The following is a 26,788-nucleotide window of genomic DNA, read 5'->3' as shown; positions in this document are numbered from 1 at the left end:
ATACCGGGACTCGGGACGCAGGCCCGCCCTGTTTACGCGCGGACACCCTCCTGTTGCGCTTCTCTTGCCCGGCTCCTGTTGGTAGCGTGCCACCATGCGCGCTTACACAGCCGGGGACACTGACGTCCCGCTCCTCGAGGAAACCATCGGCCAGAACTTCGAGCGGGTGGTGGCCCGGTTCCCCTTCCACGACGCGCTGATCGAGGCCGCGCCGGTCCCGGGCGCTGACGCCCGCCGCTGGAGCTACACGAAAATGAACGACGACGTCGATCGACTCGCGCGTGCACTGCTCGCCTCGGGGGTGGCCAAGGGGGACCGGGTGGGCATCTGGAGCCCGAACTGCGCCGAGTGGACGCTGCTGCAGTACGCCACGGCTAAAGCCGGTGCCATCCTGGTGAACGTGAACCCGGCCTACCGGAGCCACGAGCTGGAGTTTGTGGTGAAGCAGAACGGCATGCGGATGCTGGTGGCGGCACCGTCGGACCGGAACAGCGACTATGTGGGGATGGCGCGCCAGGCGCTCGCCGGCTGCCCGGACCTGCGGGAGCTGGTGTTCCTGCCGGATTACGGCATGGACGGGCTCGACGCCGGTGACCCCCAAAGTGACGGTGAGCTGACGTACGCCGAGATGCTCAAGCGGGCTGACGCCGTCGTGCATTCCGGACTGAAGGCCCGCATGGCGGAGCTGGGCCCGCACGATCCCATTAACCTGCAGTACACGTCCGGGACCACGGGCTTCCCCAAGGGTGCCACGCTGACGCACCACAACATCCTGAACAACGGCTACTCCATCGGTGAGCTGCTGGGCTACACCGAGCACGACCGGGTGGTGATTCCGGTGCCGTTCTACCACTGCTTCGGGATGGTGATCGGCAACCTGGCAGCCCTCAGCCACGGTGCGGCCACCATCATCCCCGGGCGCGGCTTCACGCCGGCGGCCGCGCTGGAGGCGGTCCAGGACTTTGGCGGGACATCGCTGTACGGCGTGCCCACCATGTTCATCGCGGAGCTGGCGCTGCCGGACTTTTCCTCCTACGACCTGGCCACGCTCCGCACCGGCGTCATGGCGGGATCGGTGTGCCCCATCGATGTGATGAACCGGGTAATCTCGGAGATGCACATGGTGGATGTGGCCATCTGCTACGGCATGACCGAGACCTCCCCGGTGTCCACCATGACCCGGAACGGTGACACGCTGCAGCATCGGACCGAGACCGTGGGCCGCACCATGCCGAGGCTGGAAAGCCAGATCGTGGACCCTGGCACCGGCGAGGTGCTGGAGCGCGGCGAGATCGGCGAGCTGTGCACCCGGGGCTACGCCGTCATGGCCGGGTACTGGGACCAGCCGGACAGGACCACGGAAGCCATCGACGCCGACCGCTGGATGCACACCGGCGACCTCGCCCGGATGGACGACGAGGGCTACGTGGTGATCGAAGGCCGCATCAAGGACCTGGTGATCCGCGGCGGCGAAAACATCTACCCGCGCGAGATCGAGGAGTTCCTATACAGCCACCCGTCCATACAGGACGTGCAGGTGATCGGGGTGCCCGATGCCAAGTACGGCGAGGAACTCATGGCCTGCATCATCCTCAAGCCCGGCGCGGACCCGCTGGACGCGGCCGCCGTCGCCGACTTCTGCCGCGGGAAACTGGCCCACTACAAGATCCCCCGCTACGTGGACGTCCGCGAAAGTTTCCCCATGACCGTTTCCGGGAAGATCCGCAAAGTGGAGATGCGCGAGGAGGCAGTGGCCCTCCTGGGGCTCTGACGCGCGGCGTCCCGCAATCGGGGCCGCAAGAGCCCGCTGTGGGTCCATAAGTGTCCGTTCGCGCTGTCTGAGCCCCCTCGTTGAGCGCGAACGGACAGTTAAGCCCCCGCTCCGCGGCTCAGGTTGCCGGGGTCACCCCAAGCTGCGCCAGCAAACCGGCAACATCGTAGTAGCGGCGTTCCTCGGTGACTTCCCCTTCAGCATTGAACTTCGAGAAGACAGCCGCGTTATTGATGAAGGATTTTCCGGTGGCGGCAATCTCGCCGCCGGGCGATGCCAACGGTCCCTGATGCGTCCCGCGCAGGGTGTACTCGGCTGCGAACGTCTCGCCGTCCTGGAACAGGGGCCCCACGGTGAGACTGACGTCCGGGAAGGCCCGCAGGAGTTCCACCATGTCCTGCTCAACGGCGTCCCGCCCCTTCAACGGCTGCGGGTAGAGCGGGTCGTGGACAACCGCGTCCGCGGCATACGTTGCGGCGAAGGCCTTCGCATCATGAGTGTTAGCGGCCTCTATTGCCCTTGCAATTGCGTCTGCACTCATCGTTTGCTCCTTTATTGGTCCTGTTGTCCGTTATTCGGGACAACTTCAGACTGCCCGGCTCCAAGGCCAGGCGGATGGGTCAACTGACCCATTTTGTGGCCTATGCCGGCGGAGCCCACCAGGCGGATCCGGGGCGGCCCGCGCCCGTAGTTCCGTCCCTAGAGAACGGCAGTGTCAAGTGCTCTAATTGAATCGTGGCGCTGGAGGAAGTGACAGCGAGAGGCTACGCGGCACTGGAAGCGGGGCGGTGGGTGGATGCGCGCGCCGCGTTTGAGGAGGTCCTCTCGGGCACCGGATCGCCGGGCGCGCTCGCAGGCTTGGGCGACGCCCTCTTTTTTCTCGGCGACCTTGGTGAAAGCGTCCGCTGCCGTGAGCGCGCCTACGCTGCCAGCCGCCGTGCCGGCAATGTTCCTGAGGCGATCGACTCCGCAGTGTGGCTGTGCCTTGTCTACGGGATGTCCCTCGGCAACGAGGCTGCGGCGCGGGGCTGGCTTGCCCGGGCGGAGAACATGGCCGGGCCCGACGACGGACTGTCCCGGGCGTGGGTTGATTACTGTGCGGCGCTGCTGGCTACGGATGCCCATCACTGTCGCGACCTGATCGAGCGCGCGCTGGCCATGTCGCATGAATTGGGCGACCCCGACCTGGCAGTCTGTGCGCTTGCGGAGCGCGGGGTCGTCCTGGTCAAGGGTGGGGAGGTCCAGGCCGGGCTTCGCTGCGTGGACGAGGCCATGGCCAGCGCCCTGGGTGGCGACGGAACGACGTTCTACACGGTGGTCATGGCGAGTTGCTCGATGCTGACGGTCTGCGACCTGCTCAGCGACCTCGGGCGGGCTACCCAGTGGTCGCTGGCGGCAGATGACTATATGAGGACCTATGGCTGTCCATACCTTTACGCTCAGTGCCGCATGGTCCACGGGCGGGTGCTCCTGCTGACGGGTCATTGGGCCGAAGCCGAGGACGAGCTGCGGCATGCTGCGGCCGGCACGAAGGGCGTCTTCCCCGGTATGTACCACAGGGCCATCGCGAGCCTCGCCGACCTCCGTGTGCGCCAAGGGCACTTCGACGAGGCCAGGGCCTTGATCCAGAGGATCGGCGCTCCGGTTGAGACCAGCCTGGTGGCGGCCGGACTGGCCCTCGGAAGCAACGAACCGGTAGCAGCAGTGGCTCTGGCAGAGCGCTGGCTTCGTTCCGAAATTGAGGGTACCGGCGACGTCGTTCCTCCACTGCACGCCGGCGGGCACCGGACCTCCCTGGAGACAGCGAGCGCACGCAGCCTGCTGGTGGAGGCACAGTTGGCAGCAGGCAATCCTGCCGCTGCTGCAGTGGTCGCCGAGCACCTTGGCGACCTTGACGCCAGCGCCGGAGGAATACGCTTGGTGTCCGCGCATGCCGCCCTGGCCAGAGGCCGGGTTGCTGCCGCCGAGGGCCGGCTGGAGTCTGCCACGGGTTACTTTGAAGACGCCCTCAAATGGTTCGGCCACTTGGAACTTCCGCTGGAAGCCGCGCGCACGCGACTGGAACTTGCGCGTCTTTTAGCCCAAGGCCAGCCCACGCTCGCCATCTCCGAAGCCCGCGCTGCACTGTCAGCGCTGGACAAGCTGGGGGCGTCCCATGATGCCGATACGGCAGCGGCACTGTTGCGATCGTGGGGCGCCGGGGGCCGGTCCGTTCCCCGCGAGGCAGGCATTCTCACCCGGCGAGAGCATGAAATCCTGGGGCTGCTGGTGGAGGGCTATTCAAATCCTGAAATTGCGGTGCAGCTGTTCATCAGCCACAAAACGGTGGCCCACCACGTAAGCAGCGTGCTGGAGAAGCTCGGCCTTCGCAACCGTGCTGAAGCCGCGGTGTACGCCGCCCGCAGGGGCCCTAATTGATGTTGCGGTTGATGGCCCGCACACCCACTACAAGCCCGACGGCGGCCGTCACCGCTGCGGCGAGGAGGCCCAGGAGCGTGTCGGTCCCGACGCCGCCGGCGAACAGCTCCCGTTCGGCGTTCACCAGGTAGGTCAGGGGGTTGAAGAGGCTGGCGGTCTTCATCCAGTCCGGCCCGGCCTCGATGGGCAGCATGATGCCGGACAGGATCATCAGCGGGAAGAGCAGGGTCTGCTGCACGCCCCAGAAGATCCACTCCTTGTTCTGCGATACCAGGGCCAATGCGTAGGAGAGGGCACCGAGTCCGATGCCGAAAATGCCCAGGATGACCAGGCCCAACAGCACGTGCAGCGGATAGAAGACAAAGCCGAACGGGATGCAGACCAAAGCGATCAGCAGTCCCTGAACTACCAGCGGCGCCCACTCCTTCAGCGCCCGCCCGATCATCAGCGACGAGCGGGACAACGGCGTGGCCAGTATCCGCTCATACGAACCGGTCATCAGCTCGTACTGCAGGTTGGAGCCGGTCATGGACGTGCCGAACAGGGCAATCATGACCACGACGCCGGGGAGGAACCACTGGAGCGTGGACTGGCCGCCGAATGCCGGTGCGCCCACCGCCGCGCCGAGCAACGGGCCGAAGAGTCCCAGGAAGACGAGCGGCTGGAGCAGCGAGAAAACCAGCGAGAACGGGTCCCGCAGCGGCAGCAGCATCTCGCGCCAGAACACGTATTTGGTGTCATGCAGGATCTGGACCAGGCCTGGCTTTTCCAGGACCTCGGTGCTTTGCGCAGCCATTAGCGGTTTGCTCCTTCCCGCAGATTGCGGCCGGTCAGCTCCAGGAACACATCGTCCAGGGTGGGCGGTTTCAGCTCCAGGGACTGGGCGGGAGCGCCGGCGTCGTTCATTTCTTGCAACAGCGCCGGTGCCAGCCGGGCGCCTTCGGTGAGCCGGAGGCGGAAGCGGACCACGCCGTCGTACGAGTTTTCGTTGACCTCACCGCCCGCGGCGGCCCGCCTCAGCAGCCCGCGCACACCGGCGGCGGAATCCGCCGCCACCTCGACGGCAAGCAGGTCACCGGCCAGGTTGGCCTTCAGCCGGGCGGCTGTGTCATCGGCGATGATCTGGCCATGGTCGATCACAATCACGCGCTCGGACATGGAATCGGCCTCGTCCATGTAGTGCGTGGTCAGGACGATGGTGGTGCCGTGCTCGGCGCGCAACCGCATAATGTGGTCCCACAGGTTGGCCCGGTTCTGCGGGTCCATGCCGGTGGACGGTTCATCAAGGAACAGCAGCCGCGGGGAGTGCATCAGCCCCAGCGCCACGTCCATCCGCCGGCGCTGCCCGCCGGACAGCTTGACCACGGTGCGTTTGGCGAGGTCGGCCAGGTCCATGGATTTCAGCAGCTCCTGGGCCCGTGCGGCAGCATCCGTAGAGTTCATGCCGTAGAAGCGGCCCTGCATCACCAGTTCGTCGATGACCCGGAAGCTGTGGCCGCCGCCGTTGCCCTGGCCGATGTACCCGATCCGCGCGCGTACGCCGGCCGGATCCGCTGCGACGTCCACCCCCGCGACGGTTGCCGTGCCGGAAGTGGGCCGGAGCAGCGTAGTGAGCATACGCAGCGTGGTGGATTTGCCCGCACCGTTCGGGCCAAGGAACGCCACAAGCTCGCCCGGGGCAACATCGATGTCGACTCCCTTGACGGCCTCTACCGTTTCCTTCTTGACGGTGAAGGTTTTTGTCAGCTTGTCAGTGTGGATCATGGGTGACTCCAGAGAATGCGGAATTCCGGGGCTCTGGTGCGGGCTCCATGGCGCCACGCTATACCCATCTGAAGCTGGAGTCCACGGCAGAACCGTCAGTGCCGGCGGTGGTCCTGGATGGTCATCCGCGGCCCGAACGTCGGTTTGCGGAAGCCGCTCAGGCCGATCATCCGGACCACCCGCTGCCGGTGCCCGGTCCACGGCTCAAGCAAGGCCAGCATGCCGGCGTCGTCCGTCCGGCGGCCGGTGAGCGCGGCGCCCACATAGGCGGCGAGGTGGTAGTCGCCCACCGCGATGGAGTCCGGGCAGCCGTGGGTCCGCTGCACCACTTCGGCCGCGGTCCACACCCCGATACCGGGAATCACCTGCAGCTTTGCTGCCGCCTCCGCGGACGGAAGGGAGGCCAGCCGTTCAAGCGCGACGGCGGATCGCAGCGCCCGCATGACGGTCGCCGAACGCTGGGGTCCCACTCCGGCCTGGTGCCATTCCCAGGACGGGATGCGCAGCCACTGCTCAGGCGTGGGCTGGAGGCGGAGCCCTTCCGGCGCCGCGCTTCCGGCCGCCGGAGCCGGCGAGCCGAACCGGTACATCAGGTACCGGTAGCCGCGGCGGGCCTCAATGACGGTGACCTTCTGCTCGAGGAGGGTGGGCACGAGGCAATCAACCACCCGCCCGGTGGAGGGCAGCCGGACAGCCAGGTTCCGGCGTCGGGCGTCACGGACCATCCGGGGGAGCGTGGCGTGGAAGTCCGGTTCGTCAAAGGCCGACCAGTCGTCCTCGGCGCCCAAGAGCCGGGGCACTCCGGCGAGTCCGGCGGCGGAACCGGGACCCCAGGCCTGGGCATCAACAGCCCCATCCGCGGCAGCGGTGAGGCGCAGCGTGACCGGGCCGTCCGGCGTCGTAAACGCCGTCCATAACCCGTCCGGCCCGAACGAAAACGACGGATCTCCGGTACCCCGCAGGAGTGTGCCCAGCGACTGGTGCAGGCTGTACGGGCCGTCCGGATGCCAGCGCAGGGACGCGTCCGCGGCGGCGGCAAGCCGGGCGGGGGCGTCAAGGATGGTCATGTATTCATGGTCCCACGATGGGCTGACAACGCAGCTTCCGGAGCCCCTTTCAGACCGAAGATGCCAGGACTAGACTCCATCGTGTGGCGCGGGGAGTCCGCGTCTTCCCCTCGCATTCAAAGGAGCATGCTGTGGCTGGAGTTGTGCATTTCGAGATTCCCTCCGATGACAAGGAACGCGCCAACACTTTTTACCAAAGCGCGTTTGGCTGGACCCTGACCCCCATGCAGGAGATGGACTACACGATCGCCATCACCACGCCGTCGGACGAACAGACGGGCATGCCAAGCGCGCCAGGGGCCATCAACGGGGCCCTGTTCCCCCGCACGGACAACCTCAAGACCCCCGTCATCACCATCGATGTGGAGGACGTGGACGCCGCGCTGGCGCAGGTCGAATCTGCTGGAGGCACCGTGGCCCAGGCCAAGGACGCCGTTCCGGGCATGGGCTATTACGCCTATTTCAAGGACACCGAAGGCAACACCCTGGGCCTCTGGCAGACGGATTCCTCGGCAGGGAGCTGAGCCCCGGGCAGGACCAGCGGCGGCAGGCGGTAACTTTGTACCTATGAAGTACGCGCAGTCCGTCTTGGACCTCATCGGAAACACGCCGCTCATCAAGCTCAACCACGTGACGGAAGGCCTCAAAGCCACAGTTCTGGTCAAGCTGGAATACATCAATCCCGGCGGTTCCATCAAGGACCGCATCGCGGTGAAAATGATCGAAGAGGCTGAACGGACCGGCAAGCTCCTGCCCGGCGGGACCATCATTGAGCCGACGTCGGGCAACACCGGCGTGGGTCTGGCGCTCGTGGCCCAGCAAAAGGGCTACAAGTGCATCTTCGTGGTGCCGGACAAGGTGGGCGAGGACAAGCGCGCCGTGCTTCAGGCTTATGGCGCCGAAGTGGTGGTCACGCCCACGTCCGTTGCCCCGGACAGCCCGCAGAGCTACTACAGCGTTTCGGACCGCCTGGTCACGGAAATTCCGGGCGCCTACAAGCCTGACCAGTTCTCCAACCCGGCCGCCCCCGGCAGCCACTACGAGACCACCGGACCGGAGATCTGGCAGGACACGGACGGCCTGGTGACGCACTGCGTGATCGGCGCCGGCACCGGCGGCACCATCACCGGCACCGGCCGTTTCCTCAAGGAGATCTCGGCAGACCGTCCGGAGGCCGACGGCGGCCGCGTCAGGATTATCGGGGCGGACCCCGAAGGCTCGGTCTACTCCGGCGGCACCGGGCGCCCGTACTTCGTCGAGGGCGTAGGCGAGGACATGTGGCCGGCGAACTACGACAAATCCGTCCCGGACGACGTCATCGCCGTCACCGACGCCGATTCCTTCGCCATGACCCGGCGGCTGGCCCGCGAGGAAGGGCTGCTGGTGGGCGGCTCGTCCGGCATGGCGGTGGTGGCTGCGCTGCAGACCGCCCGCGATCTCCCCGAAAGCGCCGTGGTGGTGGTCATCCTCCCGGACTCCGGCCGCGGCTACCTGGCCAAGATCTTCAACGACCAGTGGATGCGTTCCTACGGCTTCCTCTCCGGCGGCGAAGAGGCGTCAGTGGGCGAGGTCATCAAGTCCAAGACCGGCGAGTTGCCGGACCTGGTCCACATCCACCCCAACGAGACCGTTCGCGACGTCATCAACATCATGAACGAGTTCGGCGTCAGCCACATCCCGGTCCTCTCGCAGGAACCGCCGGTGGTGATGGGCGAGGTCCTCGGCGCCGTGGACGAGCGCAGCCTGACCTCCAAGCTGTTCCGCGGCGAGGCCAAGCTGACGGACAAGATCTCCGAGCACATGGGCCCCCGCCTGCCGGTCATCGGCTCGCTGGAAACCATCTCCGCAGCCCGCGAGCTGCTCTCCGAGGTGGACACCGTGATGGTGACATTCGTCGGCGCCCCCGTGGGAATCCTCACCCGCCACGACCTCCTCGCCTACCTCAGCAACTAGCCAAAGGAACTCCATGTCTGTTTCTGAAAACCAGGGTTTCAACACGCGCGCCGTGCACGCCGGCCAGGCCTTCGAACCCCGCACCGGCGCCGTGGTCCCGCCGGTGCACTTCAGCTCCACCTACGCCCAGGACGGCATCGGCGGGCTCCGCGACGGCTACGAATACGGCCGTGGCACCAACCCCACGCGCGACGCCCTGCAGGAGCAACTCGCGGCGCTCGAAGGCGGAAGCCACGCGTACTCCTTCAGCTCCGGCCTCGCGGCGGAGGACTCCCTGATCCGGGCGCTGACCCGGCCGGGTGACCACATCGTGCTCGGCAACGACGCGTACGGCGGCACGTACCGGCTCATCAACCGCGTGCTCGGCGACTGGGGGATCGGCAACACCCCCGTGGACATGGCGGACCTGGACGCGGTCCGCAAAGCCGTGGCCGCGAACAAGACCCGCTTCGTCTGGGTGGAGACCCCCTCCAACCCGCTGATGAAAATCACCGACATCGAGGCACTCGCCGCGGTGGCGCACGACGCCGGGGCCCTCCTCGTGGTGGACAACACCTTCGCGTCGCCCTACCTGCAGACCCCGCTCGCCCTGGGTGCCGACGTCGTGGTCCACTCCACGACGAAGTACATCGGCGGGCACTCCGACGTGGTGGGCGGCGCCATCGTGGTCAACGACGCGGACCTCGCGGAGAAGATCGGCTTTGTGCAGTTCGCGGTGGGTGCGGTGTCCGGCCCCATGGACGCCTTCCTCACCACCCGCGGCCTGAAGACACTCGGCGTGCGCATGGACCGGCACAGCGATAACGGCCAGGCCGTGGCCGAATGGCTGCTCGAGCGCCCCGAGGTGGAGGCCGTCCTGTACCCGGGCCTGCCCTCCCACCCCGGCCACGAGCTGGCCAAGAAGCAGATGAAGAAGTTTGGCGGCATGGTGTCCGTCCAGTTCAAGGGCGGCGAGGCGGCGGCCCGCACGGTCGCGGAAAACACGTCGGTGTTCACGCTGGCGGAATCCCTGGGCGGCATCGAATCGCTGATGAACTACCCCTCCGAGATGACCCACGCATCGGTCAAGGGCACGGAACTTGCTGTTCCCGTCAACCTGATCCGGCTGTCCTGCGGCATCGAGGACGTGGAAGACCTCATCGCGGACCTGGAGCGCGCCTTCACCTTCCTCAAGTAGGAGCGCGCCTCAAGTAGCAGCGCGCTCCATCTAAGGCGCCCTGGCTTTCTTCAAGAAAGTTAGCTAGGGTGCCTTTATGGTACTCCGCTCCGACTGGTCCCAGCGCAACTGCAGCATGGCACGCGGTCTCGACATCTTGGGTGACCCCTGGAGCATGCTGGTGCTCCGCGAGGTCTTTTTCGGCAACGGGCGCTTCGACGCCATGAAGTCCCGGCTCGCCGTCGCGGATTCGGTGCTCACCAGGCGCCTGGCGGGCCTCGTGGAGTCGGGGCTGCTCGAGAAGAAGGCGTACGACGACGGCGGCCGCCCCCGCCAGGAGTACGTCCTGACCGCCCGCGGCGAGGATGCCCTCCCGGTCCTGAACGCCGTGGTCATGTGGGCGGAAAAGCACCTCCCGGCGCCGTCTGACCAGGCCCATATGTACGTCATCCACTCCGGCTGCGGCCAGCGGACCAGCTCCGCGGACACCTGCACCGGCTGCGGGGAACGGCTCACGGCCGCCAACACCAGCTGGCACAGCCTCACCCGGACGGACGCGCCCGTGCAGCTGGCCACGGCCGCATGAGCGCCACCGAAACCACGCGCCGCCGACTGCACCCTGCCTGGATCGTCGCGGCCGTCGCCTTCCTGGCCCTCGTGGGCGCCGCCGGATTCCGGGCCGCCCCGGGTGTCCTCATGGTGCCGCTGCAGCAGGAGTTCGGCTGGTCCACCACTGTGCTGTCCGCAGCCGTCAGCATCAACCTGGTGCTGTTCGGCCTGACTGCCCCCTTCGCTGCGGCCCTGATGGAACGGTTCGGGATCCGGGCCGTCACCGCCACCGCCCTGGTGATGATCGGGGCCGGCAGCGCGCTCACGGTGCTTGTCACCCAGTCCTGGCAGATCCTCCTGACGTGGGGACTGCTGATCGGGCTCGGCACCGGCTCCATGGCGCTCGTCTTCGCCGCCACCATCGCCAACACCTGGTTCTCCAAGAGCCGGGGCCTGGTGATCGGCATCCTGACCGCCGGCAGCGCCGCGGGCCAGCTGGTCTTCCTGCCGTTCATCGCCATGCTGGCCCAGGATCCGGGCTGGCGGCAGGCCTCGCTGCTGATCGCCGCCGGCGCGCTGGCGGTGGTTCCGCTGGTGCTGAAGTTCCTCAAGAATTCACCGGCCGACGTCGGCGCCTTGCCTTACGGTGAAACGGCACCTGAGGAGGGAACGGCTGCGTCGCCTGCTGCGGCAGCGGACCCTGTGGACAGCGCCCGGAGTAGCAACGCCGCAGTGCGTGCCCTCCAGGTTCTCAAGCGGGCCAGCAGAGTACGGACATTCTGGGCGCTGGTGGCCGGTTTTGCGATCTGCGGGGCCACCACGAACGGGCTGATCGGCACCCACTTCATCCCCTCCGCCCACGACCACGGCATGCCCGAAACCACCGCGGCCGGGCTGCTCGCCGTCGTCGGGATCTTCGACATCCTGGGCACCATCGCGTCCGGCTGGCTGACCGACCGCTACAACCCCAAAATCCTCCTGGCCGTCTACTACCAGTTCCGGGGAATCGGCCTGCTGGTGCTGCCGCTGCTCCTGAGCGCCACCGTCCAGCCGAGCATGATCGTTTTTGTGGTGATCTACGGCCTGGACTGGGTGGCCACGGTACCGCCCACCGCGGCAATCTGCCGGAAAACGTTCGGAGCGGACGGCAGCGTGGTGTTCGGCTGGGTGTTCGCGGCCCACCAGCTGGGCGCGGCCGCTGCTGCCCTCGGCGCCGGTGCCATCCGGGACGCCACCGGCCAGTACACCTACGCCTGGTTCGGCGCGGCCGCCATGTGCACCATCGCCGCCGTGATCAGCGCGACCATCCGCAAGGACGCAGGCGCCAAGGAACCCATCCCGGTCGGAGCTGCGTAACCCGGTCCGGAACGCGTCGAGATGGCACTTCGCGGCAGTCGCGGCGCCTGACATTGCCGCGAAATGCCATCTCGGCGGCTACCCGGCAGTCCCGATGCGCAGCGTCACCGTGCGGGCCTCCGGACGAAGGGCGAAGTCCGGCCAGACGTCCGGGCCGCAGGCCCGTGAACCCAACCCATGCTGGGCAGCGTCCAGGTAGAGGTAGCTGTGCTCGCTCGGAGGCAACTCGTGGGGATGGGCCGCTGCGCTGACCTCCTGTGCCGTGTGACGGGCCAAAGTGAAACCGGGCCGGCGGCCGCGGGCATCCGCCACCGTCTCGATCCTCAGCCAGGGCGCCCCCGCGTTGTTCAGCTCGAGCGAACGCACGGCACTGCGGTGCCCGCTCTCCTGGGGCTTGGCGTACGTCACCGTGAGGTCGTCGATTGCTGCCGAATACCGCCCGATCAGTGCCGCGTGCATGCTGTCCGGATACGATTCCCGCGGCCCGGCACCGAACCAGGACGCGCCATCCACGGAGCCGGGCAAATCGAACCGGACCCCGATGCGTGGCCAGATCATGTTCCAGCCAGCGCTGGGGACGATATCCAGGCGAAGCCATAGTTCCCCATCCGCGAGCTGCCACTGCTCTTCGACCGTCACGGAGTCAGCGCTGTCGGCCGGCGCATACCGTGTCCGGACCGCCACGCCTGAATCGTTCGCCGAGATCTTCTCCACCCGGGCCGTCAGGCGGTCCAGGCCCGCATTGCGCCAGACCGCGGCCGACGTCGGCGCCGGCACGCCGTTTCCATTGTTCAGCCAGGGGTCGGCGAGATCGTAACTGCCGCGGCCCGCTCCGCCGTCGTTATCCGTCGGTGCGCGCCAGAGCTCAAAACGGGGGCCGGCCACGGACAAACCGCCCAGCGAGACAAGCCGGCCCTCCTCGAAGACAGCCGGTCCGAGGTTCAGCTTTCCGGTTCCCGAGGATTCGGCACCCGCAGACTCGGCCCCCAAGGAGCCGGTCCGGCCTGCGGAAGCCAGCGGGCGCGGCGACTGAACCGGTGCCGCAGGCTCCGAGAGATCCAGCTGGACGGCTGAAATCACATGCCCGGCCGGAGCCCAGTCGGTGTCCTTGCGGAGCGCGGCTTCAACGGTGAGCCAGTGCTCTCCTTTGCCTGAGACAGCAAACGCCGGTAGCTCCAGCTGCGCCGAGTCGCCGGCCGCAAGCGCCTTGCCGGACGCGCCGGCGATTGCCAGTTCGCCCGAGTCGCTGCGGATGCCGTCCAATTCGGTCCGCCACTGGAGCACAACGTCGGAGGCGTCCGCCGAGTGCCGCAGATTGGCGACTGTGATGAACGGCCGCGCACCGCCGTCGGACGCTGTTCCATTGGGCACCTTGGTGCCGAAGCGCAAACGGATCGGGGCCACGATCTGCTTGTATTCGAAAAGTCCCGGGCTCGGTGTCGAATCGGAGAGGACCATTCCGTCCATCACAAAGTTGCCGTCGTGGATGACCTCGTTGAAATCGCCGCCGTAGGCGAAGAATTCGGTTCCGTCTTCCGTGCGTGTGCGGATGCCGTGGTCCCGCCACTCCCAGACGAAACCACCGTGCAGCCGTGGGTAGCGGTCAACGAGGTCCTCATACTGGTCGATGGCGCCGGGGCCGTTGCCCATCGCATGAACGTACTCGCACAGGATGAAGGGCTTGGTCCGTTGCCGTGCCGACTCGGCGGCGGAACAGCCGAGCAGCAGGGAGCCGGAGTCGTCGCGTCCGATCGCCTCGGTCTCGGGGACGGAGGAGTACATCCGCGAATAGACGTCCGTGTAGGCGCCGCTGTAATCGCCCTCATAGTGGACGGGGCGTCCGGTGTCGCGGGCATGGGCCCACGCGGCCATTGCTGCGAGGTTGGCGCCCGTGCCGGCCTCGTTGCCGAGCGACCACATAACGATGGAGGGGTGGTTCTTGTCGCGCTCGATGGTGCGCTCGATGCGGTCCACGAAGGCTTCGCGCCAGGCCGGATCGTCACTGGGATTGCCGGCCCATTGCTGGGCATGGAATCCGTGCGTTTCGAGGTCGCACTCAAGAACCACCCAGAACCCCATTTCATCGGCCAGGTCCAGCAACCGGGGATGGGGCGGATAGTGGCTGGTGCGGATCGCATTGACGTTGAACTGCTTCATAAGGGCCAGATCGGCGCGGGCAGATTCTTCGTCGAAGACGCGGCCCCGGTCGGGATGGGTCTCGTGACGGTTCATGCCGTGGAACACCACGCGCCGGCCGTTCACCAAAAAGCGGTCCCCCACGATTTCCACGGTACGGAACCCCAGCCGGAGGGAGAGTGTTTCGGCAGCGCTGCTCACCGTTGCGTCATACAGCCGCGGGATCTCGGCAGACCAGGGTTCGACGGCGTCGATCGCCACCGGGGCAACGTCCGCCCCGGAGTTCCACGTGACGTCCACGCCTAGCTCCGGCACGGACAGCGTCACCGGAAAGGCGTCACCGTTTGCCGTGATTTCAGGGTCAATGGTGCCGGCGCCGGAATCACCTGTTCCGGAATCACCGGAGCCGCTGAACGAGGTGCGCAGCCAGGCATCGTCGATGCCGCCCGCCGGCCGTGCCTGGAGCGTCACGTCGCGGAAGATGCCAGGCAGCCACCACTGGTCCTGGTCTTCGAGGTAGCTCGACGCCGACCACTGGTGCACCCGCACGGCCAGCACGTTCGATCCCGGGCGCACCGCACCGGTTACGTCGAACTCCTGGGCCAGCCGGCTCCCGACGCCGACGCCGATCGGCACCCCGTTGACCCATACCTTGTACCGCGACTCGACGCCGTCGAACCGCAGCAGGATCCGCTCGGCTTCGGTCCATGACTCCGGCAAGTCGAACGTGCGCCGGTAGTCGCCGGTGGGATTCTCATCAGGGACGTTGGGTGCATCGGTGGGGAAGGGAAAGCGGACATTCGTGTAGATCGGCCGCCCATAGCGACCGTCGCCTTCCAGCACCCAGTGTGCCGGGACGGCGATCTCGTCCCACGACGAGTCATCGAAAGCCTCCTCGGCGACGCCCTCCACAGCCTCGCCGGCGGGAAGCGCGCCGCGGCCCCCGGCGGTTCCCGGTGCGCCGGGCAGGAGCCGGAAGCGCCAGTTGCCGTTGAGTGACTGGGTGGGGGCTTCGCTGTGCAGCCAGGACCGGGCGGCGGTCCGCCTGCCCGATCCCGGTCCGCGGTCGATGATGTAGGAAACATCGGCGGTGCGCCCGGATGCTGTGGACTGGGACATTACTTGACTGCTCCTTCTGTAAGCCCGCCGCGCCAGAAGCGCTGCAGGACCACCATGGCAAGACTGTGAGGTCCGACACGTCTGGAATCGATACGAGACACGCTAACACAAAATTCGAGTAGTCACTCGAATTTTGATTTATCGCACAAATCCGGCTGTACACTGGCTTGCCATGACCACAAACGAGGCGGGCACGCCCTCCCGGCGGGGACCGTACGCGAAGTCGACGGAACGCCGGAACGCGATCCTTGCTGCCGCGCACGCCGTCTTTGCGGCCCACGGGTACCGCGGAGGCTCCCTGCAGGACGTTGCCGACCACGTCGGAATGAGCCAGACGAGCCTCCTGCATTACTTCCCGTCGAAAAGCGACCTGCTGCTGGCCGTGCTCAACTGGCGCGACTCGATCACCGGAGATGGCACAACGCCTCCCGATCCCGAGGAAACGCTCGTTGACGCCGTCATCCGCCAGGCGCGCTTCAACGAAGAGATTCCCGGTGTCATTGAGTTGTACACCGTGCTGTGCGCGGAATCAGTCACGGACGGCCATCCGGGGCGCGAGTATTTCACCGAACGTTTTGACCTGCTGCGGCGGAGCTACGCCCGTCGGTTCGCGCAGCTCGCCGAGGAAGGGCGGCTGCGCCCCGGCGTGGAACCGGAAGCCGCCGCGGCATCATTGATTGCGCTGTGGGACGGCATCCAGACACAGTGGCTGCTATCGCCCGAGAGCGTCGACATGGCAGGGTGCCTGCGTGGCTACCTTGAGCTGGTCATCCTGCCCGAATAACCACACGCCTGGGCCCGGGTCGTTTACCGCGCCGCAGGAGTGCGGCTACCGGAAGGCGCCGAGGCCCGTGATGTGCTGACCCAGCACGAGCATGTGGACCTCGTCGGTGCCCTCGTAGGTGCGGACTGACTCCAGGTTGGCAGCATGACGGAGCGGCGAGTAGTCCAGCGTGATGCCGTTGCCGCCGAGGATGGAACGGGCGTCGCGGGCGATCTTGATGGCCTCGCGCACGTTGTTCAGCTTGCCCAGTGAGATCTGCTCGGGCCGCAGCTTCTTTTCGTCTTTGAGGCGCCCCAGATAGAAGGCCAGCATGGTGCCCTTCTGGATCTCCAGCAGCATGTTCACCAGCTTCTCCTGCGTCAGCTGGTACCCGGCCAGCGGCTTGCCGAACTGCAGCCGGTCCTGGGAATAGGCCAGGGCGGCTTCGTAGGAATCACGCGCGGCGCCCATGGCACCCCAGATGATCCCGTAGCGGGCCTCGTTCAGGCACGTAAACGGCCCGCGCAGGCCCATCGCCCCCGGCAGCATGGCCTCCGGTCCCAGCCGGACGCCGTCGAACACCACATCGCACTGGATGGAAGCGCGCATGGACAGCTTCTGGGCGATGGGAGTGGCGGTCACGCCCCGCGTTCCGGCCGGCACCAGGAAACCGCGGACGCCGTCGTCGGTCTTGGCCCACACCACCATCACCCCCGCGACGGAGGCCAGCCCGATCCACCGTTTGGCGCCGTCCAGGACCCAGCCGGCGTTGTCCCCGGTACCGTCCCGGCGGGCGAAAGTGGTCATGGAGGACGGGTCGGAGCCCGCTGTGGGTTCGGTCAGGGCGAAGCAGCCGATCACCTCGCCGGCAGCCATCCGGGGGAGCCACTCCTGCTTCTGGTCCTCCGAACCCCACTTGTGGATGGCTGTCATAGCCAGGGACCCCTGCACCGAGACGAAGGTCCGGATCCCGGAATCGCCGGCCTCGAGTTCCATTGCGGCCAGGCCGTATTCGACGGCGGAGCGGCCGGGGCAGCCATAGCCTTCCAGGTGCATCCCCAGGACGCCCAGCTCGCCGAGTTCGGGAGCGAGCTCCAGCGGAAAGACGGCGTCGTCATACCAGCTGGCGATGTTAGGTTTGATCCGCTGGTCGGTGAAGTCGCGGATCCGCTGCTGGAGTGCGCGCTCGTCAGCGCTCAGCAGCGCACTAAGGGCCAGGACGTCGGACGTGTCCGGTGTCAGGGGCACTTCGGCGGTGACTTCAGCGTCGCTCATCTGAGTATCTTAGGCCGACGTCGGTCTGGCGGCCTCCGCCGTCGGCTTCCCGGTGAAGTATTCCCGCGTTGACGGCAGGAACCGGCAGACAATGGCCAGGACGACGCCCAGGGCCAAGAGCACCACGCCGCTGACAAACGCCCCACCGACGCCGAAGATCTGCGTGTCACCGTACGCCGGATCCCACATCTGGACGGCGGAAATGAAGAACGCCGCCGTGAGGATCAGCGCCCCGAGCAGCGGAAGGATTCCCCGGAACCAGAGATTGCGGGCAGACTCCCGGAAAGTGCCCCGGAAATACCAGAAGCACGCGAAGCCCGTCAGTGCGTAGTAGAAGGCGATGAACAGGCTGATGGCGCTGATTGAATCGGAGAGCAGGTTTTCGCTGAGAAAACTCATTGCCACGTAGTACACCATGGCCGCTGCGCCCATGACCTGGGTGGAGAATCCAGGGGTCTGGTTGCGGGTGTGGACTTCGCCGAACTTCGGCGGCAGTGCGCCGTGCACGCCCATCGACAGTGTGCCGCGAGCCGTGGGCAGGATGGTGGTCTGCGTGGACGATAGGACCGAGGCCAGCACGGCCACTACAATCAGCCAGCCCCACGGACCCAGGACCACGTCCTTCATCGCCAGGAAGACGTCGCTTTGGTTGGCTTCGTTGCCCAGGCCAATGCCTTCGGTGCCCACGGTGGCGTACATCATCACCAGCAAGGCCACCGAGACGTAGATGGCCACCAGGACAAAGGCCGAAATGACGGCGCCGCGCCCCGGCGTGGTGGACGGGTTTTCGGTCTCCTCGTTCACCGCCAGGCAGGTATCCCAGCCCCAATAGATGAACAGGGCAAGCAGCGAACCGTGCACCACGGCGAAGGGGTCGGCGAAGGCACCGGCCGGGTTGAACCACTCAACGTCGAACGCCTGGCCCTCCGGGGCCCCGCCCGCGATCCGCACAATGATTGCCAGCGCGAAGATGCCCAGCGACACATACTGAACGTACGTCAGGACCCGCTGGACATGCTCGCCCAGCCGGATGCCCCGGTAGTTCACCAGGGTCATAAACACGATGAACAGCACGCCGGTGGCGGTGACCACCACCTTGTTTTCCGCCAGGGAGCCGTCGCCGATCAGCAGCCACAGGTACTGGCCTGCCACCTGCGCCAGGTTGGCCAGGACCACGATGCCGGCCAGAGCAACACCCCAGCCGCCCAGCCAGCCGGCCCACGGGCCGAACGCCCGGCGGGACCAGGTGAACGTGGTGCCGCAGTCCGGCATGGCGCTGTTCAGCTCCCGGAAGGCGTAGGCGATGAACAGGACGGGGATGAACCCGAGGACCAGGATCAGGGGAGTGTAGTTTCCGTTGACGGCCACGATCAGGCCCAGCGTTGCGGCCAGCGAATACACGGGCGCCGTGGACGCGAGGCCCAGCATCACCGAGTCGCCGAGGTCCAGGATCCCCGCCCGGAGCCCCTTGTCGGGGACGGCACCGCCGGACGGTCCGCCGGAAGCGCCGCCCGCCGTCGTCGTCTCCGCACTCATACGGTCACCGGGCTCTGGAATATCAGGGTGCTCATAGTGCGATACCTGCTTTGCTGGAGTGGGCCTGCGCTGAAAGCGGCGCCGGGGCGTCAATGGTGTTGGGCACAAAACGGCAGAAGTAATCGGTGATGGGGCCGTCCGATTCGCGGATCCCGCAGCCCACGGACTCGCCGTCCACCACCCAGAGGCCGAGGACGGGGTGGTTGCCGTCGAAGTCGGGCAGCGCATGGAACTGCTGGTAGCACCAGCCCTCACGGCCGTACCCCCCGGGCTGCTCCAGGCTGATGCCCGGCGCATGGATCTTGATGTTGTCCCCCTCGCGGCCGTGCAGCGGCTTGGCCACCCATTCCTTCAGGGGCCCGGGCTCGTTGAGGTAGGCCGGCAGCAGGTTAGCGTGGTCCGGGTACAGGTGCCACAGAGCAGCCAGCAAGGCCTTGTTGGAGAGCAGCATTTTCCACGCAGGCTCCACCCAACGGGGATTATGTGCCCGCTGCAGCAGCCGGTGCCCGAACGGCTCCTTCATCATCAGCTCCCAGGGATACAGCTTGAACATGGTGCTGATCATGAAGTTGTCCAGGTCCACAAAGCGGTTCAGGTTGGGATCCCAGCCGATATCGGACATATTGATGCCGATGGTGGTCCAGCCCGCCTGGCTGGCCACGTCCCGCATGTACGCGGCCGTCATCCAGTCCTCGCCGGACTCCTCAGCCTCGGAATGGGCTATGTGGAGCGTGCTCATGCCGGTGCGGTACTGCATTTTCTTCCACTGCCGGATCAGGGCCTCGTGGATGCCGTTCCACTGGTCCTTCTCCGGGAACACGTCCTGCAGCCAGAACCATTGCGCGACGGCGGCCTCGATCAGGCCGGTGGGGGTGTCGGCGTTGTACTCCAGCATCTTGGCCGGTCCGCCCTGGCCGTCATAGATAAAGTCGAAGCGCCCGTAGACATCCATGTCCGCGGCCTGCAACGACTCAGCCGCGAGCTCCAGTGCCTGCGGGCCGATGCCGATGTTCCCCATGGCGCCCGTGGCCAGGAACTTGGCTGCCTCCAGGCACATCTTGTGCATGTCCTCGGCCGTGACCTCCAGGGTCTCCACCTCGTCCATGGTGAATTCGTAGTAGGCGGCTTCGTTCCAGTATTCAATCTTCCGGCCGTTGGGCATGGTGGTGGTGGAGAAGACCAGGCCCTGCTCTTCGATCTTCTGCTTCCAGTCAGGCCTGGGCTCCGATAACAACCGCTTCACGCCTAGCCCCCCGTGCTTCCGCCCTTGGAGCTGCTGCCAAAGCCGCCCCTGCTGACCGTTCCGCCCTTGGCGCTGTACCCGGTGGATGCCTTGGCGCCGCTGGGGATGGTGCTGGTGTAGCTCGGATATGAGGACCGGTTCTGCCCCACCGCTGGCACGCTGGCGCCGCGGGAGTAGAAGTACCACGCGAATAGTGCGCCGCTCCGGCCGGCCGAGCTGTTGCACTGCGTATCCTCGACGCGTTCGCCGGTTTCGTCGTTGAAACAGACCTGGGCGTACTCGGGTTCATCCTGGTTGCTGGCCACGACGGCGGTGATGGTGCCGGCGAGGAGGGCCGTGACTCCCAACCCCACCACAACGGTCCGCCGCTGGGAACGCTTCTTGCGCGCGGCCGCATCATGGGTCTGGCGCTCGCGGTCCCGGGCGAACGGATCAACCGTGGGAATGGGTTCGTTCAGGAGTTCGGGGCGCAGCTCAGGTTTGGGAACCTGCCACGGAGGCGGTTTCGGCGCTCCCTGGTCCTTGCCTTGACCGGTGCCCTGGCCTTTGGCCTTGTCCTTGTCCTTGTCCGGACCGTTGCCTTGGTCCTTTTCCGGGTCCATGACGTCCCCCTTGGTAGTCCATGCTGAATGTGGGCGCAGCTGTGCGCCGGAAGCTCAATCCTGAAATCAGCGTAGTCTCTGCCCGGTCCGGCTGCGAGCACGAAACGGGAGAGAACTGCCAATCTCCGGTTCCAACGGTGGCTGTAACGCCGGGAACCCTACACTGGAGCCATGGAAACCGCATCAGTGCTAGCCGTCTGCCGTGTCCACCAGCTCCTTCCCGATGAAGGCAGCGTGGGAGTCACCGCCATCGACAAGCGGCCGGTGGAAGGTCCCGTCAAAGTCCACAAACTCGGCCTCCACGGTGACGTCCAGGCAAGCCGGATCCACCATGGCGGCGAAGACCAGGCCATCTACGCCTACTCCCAGGATGATGCCGACTACTGGGCGAAGGAGCTCCAGCGCGACCTCCCGCCCGGGATCTTCGGGGAAAACCTTCGCGTGTCCGGCATCGAGACCACCGGGGCAGTGATCGGCGAACGGTGGAAGATCGGGCTCGACGTCGAAGTTGAAGTCACTTCGCCGCGCGTCCCGTGCGCCGCCTTCCAGCGTCGGATGGGGGAGCCGCAATGGGTCAAGCGCTTCACGGAAGCGGGCCGGATTGGTACCTACCTGCGCGTGATCCGCACCGGCACCGTCCAGGCCGGCGACCACATCCACCGGCTTTTCGTGCCGACCCACGGCATCACCATCGGAAAGTGGTTCAGCGAACCTGACCTTGAGTCGATGGAAGCGTTGCGGGATGCCGACGCCGACGGTGAGATCCGCCTCCAGTCCGAGTACCACGACACCTTTGAGGCGCTGCTGCGGCGGCTGGGACGGTAGCGTCACGGCCTTAGCCGTATGGAACCCGACGGCCATGTGCGCAAGCTCACCGCCGCCGTCGTACGTTCAATTAGCCGCAAAGCGGATCTGTACCTTACACTTGAAACATCCCCCACTCCGGAAATCCCTTATTCCTGCCCAATTTTTGAGGCAGGACTGGCAAGTGTTGGGGCCCGCGATTGTGATGCGGGCATTTTCATAGGGAGAGCCGGCTAAAGAAAACGCTGTACAGACTGCTGGGATAGCAGCCAAGAGATGCAGCGGGAAGTCCTGCCACGGGATTGCGAAAGCGCCGGACTTCTAAGTGACCGGCCGGTCAATGTATGCCCGGCACCCACGGCACATGTACTGCGGCTCCGCTCACCTCGGGTTGTGCCGCCTGGCCCCCTATGGATGAGGAAATTTCCCTATGCCCGAAAATCAAAACGACGCCACCGCCGAAGCAGTAACTGCCGAAACCGTCGCTGTCGAGTTCACCGAGGCCGTTGCCCCCGCAGCAGAGCCCGCCGCCACCGAAGCTGAAGCGCCCGCCGCTCCCGCTGAAGAAGCCCCCGCCAAGGTCGAAGAAGCGCCTGCCGCTCAGACCGAGGCGCCTGCTGCCAAGTTTGAAGAAGCTCCCGTAGCCAAGGCTGAGGAAGCTAAGGCCGAAGAAGCACCCGCCAAGGCTGAGGAAACCGAAGACGAGGGCGTCAAGTTCGCCGATCTCGGCATCGACGGCCGCGTCCTCGCCGCCCTGATGGACGTCGGCTACGAAAAGCCTTCCCCCATCCAGGCAGCAACCATCCCGCTGCTGCTTGAAGGCCGCGACGTTGTGGGCCTCGCCCAGACCGGTACCGGTAAGACTGCAGCATTCGCAGTACCGGCACTGTCCCGCCTGGCCGAGCTCCACGACCTCAACGGCCCGTCCCGCAAGACCCAGGCCCTGGTCCTGGCTCCGACCCGCGAGCTCGCGCTCCAGGTTGCCGAGGCCTTCACCTCGTACGCCAAGCACATCGATGACTTCACCGTCCTCCCCGTCTACGGCGGCTCCGCTTACGGCCCCCAGCTCGCCGGCCTGCGCCGCGGTGCCCAGGTTGTTGTCGGTACTCCGGGCCGTGTGATCGACCACATCTCCAAGGGTTCCCTGGACCTGTCCGAGCTCCAGTACCTGGTGCTGGACGAGGCTGACGAAATGCTGCGCATGGGCTTCGCTGAAGACGTGGAGCAGATCTTCCAGCAGACCCCGTCGGACCGCCAGGTGGCGCTGTTCTCGGCCACCATGCCGAGCCAGATCCGCCGGATGTCCAAGCAGTACCTGAACAACCCGGCCGAGATCTCGGTCAAGTCCAAGACCACCACCGGCGCCAACACCCGCCAGCGGTACCTGCAGGTTATGGGCCCGCACAAGCTTGACGCCCTGACCCGCATCCTCGAGGTTGAAGAGTTCGACGGCGTTATCGCCTTCGTGCGCACCAAGATGGCCACGGAGGACCTGGCTGACAAGCTGAAGTCCCGCGGCTTCCAGGCTGCCGCCATCAACGGCGACATCCCGCAGCAGCAGCGCGAACGCACTGTCGAGGCGCTGAAGGAAGGCCGCATCGATATCCTGGTGGCCACCGACGTCGCGGCCCGTGGCCTTGACGTTGAGCGCATCAGCCACGTGGTCAACTACGACATCCCGCACGACACCGAGTCCTACGTCCACCGCATCGGCCGCACCGGCCGTGCAGGCCGTTCCGGTGACGCCATCCTGTTCATGACGCCGCGGGAGAAGTACCTGCTGCGTTCCATCGAAAAGGCTACGCGCCAGCCGGTGGAGCAGATGCACCTGCCCACGGCCGAGACCGTGAACACGCTGCGCCTGGGCAAGTTCGCCGAGCGCATCACGGAGACCCTCGAGTCCGAGGACGTTGCCGCGTTCCGCGACCTCATCTCCTCCTACGAGGAAGAGCACAACGTGCCGGCCTCGGAGATCGCTGCTGCGCTGGCCGTGATGGCCCAGGGCGGTCAGCCTCTGCTGGTCAAGGAACTGGCCGCAGCTCCCGATTTCCAGAAGCGCGAGCGCTCCAAGGACGGCTTCGGCTCACGTGGCCCCACCCGTACGCTCACCGAGGGCAACGCCACCTACCGGATCGCCGTCGGACGCCGCCAGCGCGTTATGCCGGGGTCCATCGTGGGCGCCATTGCCAACGAAGGCGGCATTTCCTCGGCCCAGATCGGCGGCATCGACATCCGTGCGGACCACTCCCTCGTGGAGCTCCCGGCGGACCTCAGTGCCGACCAGCTGAAGGCTCTGTCCCGCACCCGGATCGGCGGCGAGCTGATCCACCTCGAGCTGGACAACGGCCGTAAGCCCTCCGGCGACGGCGAGCGTGGCGGCTACCAGGGCAGCCGTGGCGGCGACCGCGGTGGCTACCAGGGCAACCGTGGCGGTGGCGATCGCGGCGGTTACTCCGGTGGTGGCGACCGTGGTGGTTACTCCGGCGGTGGCGCCGGTGGCGCCGGTGGCGGCGACCGTGGCGGCAACTTCAAGGGCAACGGCGGGTTCAAGAAGGAATTCCGCAAGACCGACGGCGAGCGTAGCTCCGCTGACCGCGGCGGCCGCTCCTTCAGCGACCGTAACGAGCGCAGCGTGGGCACCGACGCGGCACGCAAGCCGCGCACCGAAGGCGGCTTCAAGCCCCGCAACAAGTGGTAACCACTGCGTCCTAAAGTGAACTGAGAACGGGCCGGCAATTAGCCGGCCCGTTCTGCTTTAACGTTGCTGCTTAAGTTGGCTTGGTCACATCCCTTCAGGGATCCGTCCCCGGGCCGATTTATGGGCCGTCCGGAGGGCGCCGAAAGCCCTAATTTCCGGCACTTTTGGCGCCGCGGGCGTCGTTCTGGAGCCGATTTGTTGGTGGCCAAATCTTCCGGTAGAGTATTTACTCGTTGCCCCCCTAGCTCAGTGGTAGAGCGCGTTCTTGGTAAGAACGAGGTCACCGGATCGATTCCGGTGGGGGGCTCTGGATGAGGGCCTGTGTCAAGGCGGTTTTTGACCGGCTTGGCGCAGGTTTTTCTCATTCGTGGCGGTGTAGCTCAGTTGGTTAGAGCGCACGACTCATAATCGTGAGGTCGGGAGATCGAGCCTCCCCACCGCTACAGGCTAAGCCCCTGGAATCCCCGAGATTCCGGGGGCTTTTCTGTCTTGAATGACGACTCACGTAATAGAGGCGTCTCTCAGATTCCATATTCTCTGAGGGGTGGCTGTTAAATGGCTGCTCCCGGCACTGGGCTGGGCTTTCGTGGCCACGGTAGCCCCTCGGTGGCCCTCTACGGCCCCCATCGTCTTGGTGTGCCGCGAATCGTACCGTCCGTCGAATTATGGCCTTTAGATCGCCTAAAGCGCCCACTTCGGCTTCCTACTCTGGTCAGTAGTGCCGCTAGCAGCGGTTCGAAGTAGATCTTTCGTTTGAAAATCGAAAGGTCACCGGATCGGCGCCGCTCGGAGCCACCAGCTAGAACCCCGTAGTTCCAAGTGTTTGCATGGGGAACTACGGGGTTTTTTCTTAGCCCAGTGGAACTGAGGATTCGGCCTGAATCAGCCGCGATCAGCCAAGTTCTCGGGCGGCCCTCTGGTATTCCCTTGGTAAGAAACGGACGACGGGGCCGCTTACATGGACGCCCCATGGCGGCCAGCCGACGTCGAGCAACGCCACAGTCGCATCCTCCGTCAGGGCAACCAGAACCCCGAGGTCCACATCTCCACGTTGTCGTGAAGGAGTCCTTAGACTCCTTCATGTGGCAGGGACTTGATCGAAAGTCCCGGTTCATCAACCGGATGATGCGCGGTGGCCTTGACGTCCGGGAATTCGAAGACATCGGGATCGCACCCTGAACTTCGCCCAGCACCAGCGGCAACCCTCTGGTGCTGGAAAAGCCATCGCGACCAGGCCCTGGCACGCCTCAGCCGTCTGGACCGGGCCTACAACCGCAACATGGTTGCAGTGGCCCGCACCAACCGCGGTGAGCAGTCGACGGCCGACGCTGCATCCCACGACCTGCCGCTGGTCCGGGCAGCCGCCGGCCGGACCGTCGACACCACCGCGGCTGCCTTCAAGGTCGGACGGCAATGTGACGGACAAGAAGGGGCAGGTCCAGTTCGTCAACCCGAACCGGCGCATTCTCGACGGTTTTGTCGAAATCGCCAGGTCGCTGGGCTACAAGCCCAGTGTGCGCGCCCACCCGACCTCGGGCTGGCTGGCAGTGTTCCAAGTTGCCGATGACAGGCCGGTCGCCAGGATCCAGCGCAAGGCATTACGTGTCGTCCCCGGCGGGCTGGGGAGAATCGGGAGCCGTTCACTCAATCGCCAGGGCACCTGCGTTTCTGGCATTTAGGCAATGTCCGATCGGGCGCACCTGCGTCTCTTGCGGGCGGACGGTGCGTCGCGAGTTCACCTGCGTCTTACGCGCTTTTCATGGCTCGTCGTGAACGCACCTCCGCGTCTCGTGCACGCGGGTCTGCCGCCCTCTCGTTCACCCGGGCCAGGAGGGCACTGACCAGCAATGGCGCGTGGCCCGCCGTCATTGCCTACAACGACGTTCGCACGGTGGCCCTACGTGGGCCTAACATAACAGGGCTCGTTGATCTATGCGGCAATTACCTCTGCGTCTACCTGGTGCAGGTGCTGCTGAGACGAAGGATGGCTTGGCACGGGCCGGGGAAGACCCCCGTTTGCCTCGCGCCCTTGCCCGGCATAGCAAGAACGGTCAGGCCGTTAGCAAGCTACAGCACGGCCCGCATCTTGGTAAGGGACAAGAGGACAGCCTTGCCATCGCCAAAAATAGGAAGCAAGAAGATGATGTGACCCATGTACCAGAAAGCCAGATTGGAACCGAGCAGCCATAAGCCGGCGCCTATCACGAAGCAACCGATGGGGCCGATTAAACCGACAGCTATCACTTGGAGCGGGCTGAGACTACCACGGGGATGAACGGAGAAACGAGTCCACGACGCTGTTACATCTATTCCATCAATAGACGGGTACCTAGACAACAAGACAATATGTCCAGCCTCATGCAGAAGATAGGAACCACCAAAGCCAAAGACCACATGGACGGCCAACTCTGCAGACAGCCCCACCAAGATGGAATCATTGGCTGATAAGCCAAAGATTATGCCTACAACAGGAAAGAACGCTGCGACCCCAGCCCACAAGCCCACATGTAGTCCAAGTATCCTGACTGCGCGCGCCGTCGGCATATAAGCCGAGTCGCTACGAACTCGACTGTGCAAT

The 26,788-nt window shown here is 65.8% G+C and carries 20 protein-coding genes and 2 tRNA genes; 13 read left to right on the top strand and 9 right to left on the bottom strand.

Features of this window, described 5'->3' with window-relative positions:
- The first annotated feature begins 94 nt into the window (after positions 1–94).
- Positions 95–1,771, top strand: a complete 1,677-nt coding sequence (locus tag ACX80V_RS10310; protein WP_485843051.1) for an AMP-binding protein — start codon at positions 95–97, stop codon at positions 1,769–1,771.
- 118 nt (positions 1,772–1,889) lie between these two features.
- Here ACX80V_RS10310 and ACX80V_RS10305 read toward each other — a convergent pair whose 3' ends face one another.
- A complete protein-coding gene (locus ACX80V_RS10305) occupies positions 1,890–2,312 on the bottom strand; it encodes an ester cyclase (RefSeq protein WP_485843050.1) in 423 nt (140 codons plus the stop codon).
- Between the two features lie 194 nt (positions 2,313–2,506).
- Here ACX80V_RS10305 and ACX80V_RS10300 point away from each other — a divergent pair, with 194 nt between their 5' ends.
- Positions 2,507–4,189, top strand: coding sequence for a LuxR C-terminal-related transcriptional regulator (locus ACX80V_RS10300; protein ID WP_485843049.1), 1,683 nt, complete (start codon positions 2,507–2,509; stop codon positions 4,187–4,189).
- Here ACX80V_RS10300 and ACX80V_RS10295 read toward each other — a convergent pair.
- From ACX80V_RS10295 to ACX80V_RS10285, 3 genes are all read right to left on the bottom strand, one after another.
- Complete coding sequence (locus ACX80V_RS10295; protein WP_485843048.1) at positions 4,182–4,985, bottom strand: ABC transporter permease; 804 nt, start codon at positions 4,983–4,985, stop codon at positions 4,182–4,184. The two genes, ACX80V_RS10300 and ACX80V_RS10295, sit on opposite strands and share 8 nt — an antisense overlap.
- Positions 4,985–5,953, bottom strand: a complete 969-nt coding sequence (locus ACX80V_RS10290) for an ABC transporter ATP-binding protein (RefSeq protein WP_485843047.1) — start codon at positions 5,951–5,953, stop codon at positions 4,985–4,987. Before ACX80V_RS10290 ends, ACX80V_RS10295 begins: the two co-directional genes overlap by 1 nt.
- 95 nt (positions 5,954–6,048) lie before the next feature.
- Positions 6,049–7,020, bottom strand: coding sequence for a DNA-3-methyladenine glycosylase family protein (locus tag ACX80V_RS10285; protein WP_485843046.1), 972 nt, complete (start codon positions 7,018–7,020; stop codon positions 6,049–6,051).
- Positions 7,021–7,151: 131 nt separating this feature from the next.
- Between ACX80V_RS10285 and ACX80V_RS10280 the strand changes: the two genes are divergently transcribed.
- The 5 genes from ACX80V_RS10280 (at position 7,152) to ACX80V_RS10260 (ending at position 12,034) form a co-directional block, all read left to right on the top strand.
- Complete coding sequence (locus ACX80V_RS10280; RefSeq protein ID WP_485843045.1) at positions 7,152–7,544, top strand: VOC family protein; 393 nt, start codon at positions 7,152–7,154, stop codon at positions 7,542–7,544.
- 43 nt (positions 7,545–7,587) lie between these two features.
- Positions 7,588–8,973: a cystathionine beta-synthase gene (locus ACX80V_RS10275; protein ID WP_485843044.1), complete on the top strand. Its 1,386-nt coding sequence runs from the start codon at positions 7,588–7,590 to the stop codon at positions 8,971–8,973.
- 13 nt (positions 8,974–8,986) lie between these two features.
- Positions 8,987–10,150: a cystathionine gamma-synthase gene (locus ACX80V_RS10270; protein ID WP_485843043.1), complete on the top strand. Its 1,164-nt coding sequence runs from the start codon at positions 8,987–8,989 to the stop codon at positions 10,148–10,150.
- 76 nt (positions 10,151–10,226) lie between these two features.
- On the top strand, positions 10,227–10,715 hold the full coding sequence (locus ACX80V_RS10265) for a winged helix-turn-helix transcriptional regulator (protein WP_485843042.1): 489 nt from the start codon (positions 10,227–10,229) through the stop codon (positions 10,713–10,715).
- Entirely contained in the window at positions 10,712–12,034 is a 1,323-nt protein-coding gene (locus ACX80V_RS10260; protein WP_485843041.1) for an MFS transporter, read from the top strand. The genes ACX80V_RS10265 and ACX80V_RS10260 overlap by 4 nt, the downstream gene beginning before the upstream one ends.
- A gap of 78 nt (positions 12,035–12,112) precedes the next feature.
- On the opposite strand, the gene ACX80V_RS10255 is transcribed toward ACX80V_RS10260, so the two are convergent.
- Complete coding sequence (locus ACX80V_RS10255; protein ID WP_485843040.1) at positions 12,113–15,289, bottom strand: glycoside hydrolase family 2 TIM barrel-domain containing protein; 3,177 nt, start codon at positions 15,287–15,289, stop codon at positions 12,113–12,115.
- Positions 15,290–15,461: 172 nt separating this feature from the next.
- Here ACX80V_RS10255 and ACX80V_RS10250 point away from each other — a divergent pair, with 172 nt between their 5' ends.
- Positions 15,462–16,073: a TetR/AcrR family transcriptional regulator gene (locus ACX80V_RS10250; protein WP_485843039.1), complete on the top strand. Its 612-nt coding sequence runs from the start codon at positions 15,462–15,464 to the stop codon at positions 16,071–16,073.
- A gap of 45 nt (positions 16,074–16,118) precedes the next feature.
- Here ACX80V_RS10250 and ACX80V_RS10245 read toward each other — a convergent pair whose 3' ends face one another.
- The 4 genes from ACX80V_RS10245 to ACX80V_RS10230 are packed head-to-tail and all read right to left on the bottom strand — an operon-like array spanning position 16,119 to position 20,708.
- Entirely contained in the window at positions 16,119–17,327 is a 1,209-nt protein-coding gene (locus tag ACX80V_RS10245; protein WP_485843038.1) for an acyl-CoA dehydrogenase family protein, read from the bottom strand.
- A 9-nt stretch (positions 17,328–17,336) separates the two neighbouring features.
- The gene (locus tag ACX80V_RS10240; protein WP_485843037.1) at positions 17,337–18,863 is read right to left on the bottom strand and encodes an APC family permease; all 1,527 of its coding nucleotides are present in this window, start codon (positions 18,861–18,863) and stop codon (positions 17,337–17,339) included.
- 31 nt (positions 18,864–18,894) lie between these two features.
- Positions 18,895–20,106, bottom strand: coding sequence for a glutathionylspermidine synthase family protein (locus ACX80V_RS10235; protein WP_485843036.1), 1,212 nt, complete (start codon positions 20,104–20,106; stop codon positions 18,895–18,897).
- A 2-nt stretch (positions 20,107–20,108) separates the two neighbouring features.
- Positions 20,109–20,708 (bottom strand): Tat pathway signal protein, encoded by a 600-nt coding sequence (locus ACX80V_RS10230; protein ID WP_485843035.1) that lies wholly within the window; start codon positions 20,706–20,708, stop codon positions 20,109–20,111.
- A 171-nt stretch (positions 20,709–20,879) separates the two neighbouring features.
- On the opposite strand from ACX80V_RS10230, the gene ACX80V_RS10225 reads away from it, so the two are divergent.
- The 5 genes from ACX80V_RS10225 (at position 20,880) to ACX80V_RS10205 (ending at position 25,889) form a co-directional block, all read left to right on the top strand.
- Positions 20,880–21,533, top strand: a complete 654-nt coding sequence (locus ACX80V_RS10225) for an MOSC domain-containing protein (RefSeq protein WP_485843034.1) — start codon at positions 20,880–20,882, stop codon at positions 21,531–21,533.
- A gap of 409 nt (positions 21,534–21,942) precedes the next feature.
- Complete coding sequence (locus ACX80V_RS10220; RefSeq protein ID WP_485843033.1) at positions 21,943–24,210, top strand: DEAD/DEAH box helicase; 2,268 nt, start codon at positions 21,943–21,945, stop codon at positions 24,208–24,210.
- Positions 24,211–24,445: 235 nt separating this feature from the next.
- A tRNA-Thr gene (locus ACX80V_RS10215) sits at positions 24,446–24,517 on the top strand.
- A gap of 62 nt (positions 24,518–24,579) precedes the next feature.
- Positions 24,580–24,653 (top strand) — tRNA-Met (locus tag ACX80V_RS10210).
- Between the two features lie 972 nt (positions 24,654–25,625).
- Entirely contained in the window at positions 25,626–25,889 is a 264-nt protein-coding gene (locus ACX80V_RS10205; RefSeq protein ID WP_485843032.1) for a hypothetical protein, read from the top strand.
- Positions 25,890–26,788: the final 899 nt, after the last annotated feature.

Source organism: Pseudarthrobacter arbutini (genome assembly GCF_054510915.1).
This window is presented reverse-complemented; position numbering and strand designations above follow the sequence as displayed.

Excerpts from the sequence above, each read along its gene's own strand:
- ACX80V_RS10310 (WP_485843051.1), top strand. The coding sequence starts at position 95 with ATGCGCGCTTACACAGCCGGGGACACTGACGTCCCGCTCCTCGAGGAA.
- ACX80V_RS10305 (WP_485843050.1), bottom strand. The coding sequence starts at position 2,312 with ATGAGTGCAGACGCAATTGCAAGGGCAATAGAGGCCGCTAACACTCAT.
- ACX80V_RS10295 (WP_485843048.1), bottom strand. The coding sequence starts at position 4,985 with ATGGCTGCGCAAAGCACCGAGGTCCTGGAAAAGCCAGGCCTGGTCCAG.
- ACX80V_RS10290 (WP_485843047.1), bottom strand. The coding sequence starts at position 5,953 with ATGATCCACACTGACAAGCTGACAAAAACCTTCACCGTCAAGAAGGAA.
- ACX80V_RS10285 (WP_485843046.1), bottom strand. The coding sequence starts at position 7,020 with ATGACCATCCTTGACGCCCCCGCCCGGCTTGCCGCCGCCGCGGACGCG.
- ACX80V_RS10275 (WP_485843044.1), top strand. The coding sequence starts at position 7,588 with ATGAAGTACGCGCAGTCCGTCTTGGACCTCATCGGAAACACGCCGCTC.
- ACX80V_RS10270 (WP_485843043.1), top strand. The coding sequence starts at position 8,987 with ATGTCTGTTTCTGAAAACCAGGGTTTCAACACGCGCGCCGTGCACGCC.
- ACX80V_RS10265 (WP_485843042.1), top strand. The coding sequence starts at position 10,227 with ATGGTACTCCGCTCCGACTGGTCCCAGCGCAACTGCAGCATGGCACGC.
- ACX80V_RS10260 (WP_485843041.1), top strand. The coding sequence starts at position 10,712 with ATGAGCGCCACCGAAACCACGCGCCGCCGACTGCACCCTGCCTGGATC.
- ACX80V_RS10255 (WP_485843040.1), bottom strand. The coding sequence starts at position 15,289 with ATGTCCCAGTCCACAGCATCCGGGCGCACCGCCGATGTTTCCTACATC.
- ACX80V_RS10250 (WP_485843039.1), top strand. The coding sequence starts at position 15,462 with ATGACCACAAACGAGGCGGGCACGCCCTCCCGGCGGGGACCGTACGCG.
- ACX80V_RS10245 (WP_485843038.1), bottom strand. The coding sequence starts at position 17,327 with ATGAGCGACGCTGAAGTCACCGCCGAAGTGCCCCTGACACCGGACACG.
- ACX80V_RS10240 (WP_485843037.1), bottom strand. The coding sequence starts at position 18,863 with ATGAGTGCGGAGACGACGACGGCGGGCGGCGCTTCCGGCGGACCGTCC.
- ACX80V_RS10230 (WP_485843035.1), bottom strand. The coding sequence starts at position 20,708 with ATGGACCCGGAAAAGGACCAAGGCAACGGTCCGGACAAGGACAAGGAC.
- ACX80V_RS10225 (WP_485843034.1), top strand. The coding sequence starts at position 20,880 with ATGGAAACCGCATCAGTGCTAGCCGTCTGCCGTGTCCACCAGCTCCTT.
- ACX80V_RS10220 (WP_485843033.1), top strand. The coding sequence starts at position 21,943 with ATGCCCGAAAATCAAAACGACGCCACCGCCGAAGCAGTAACTGCCGAA.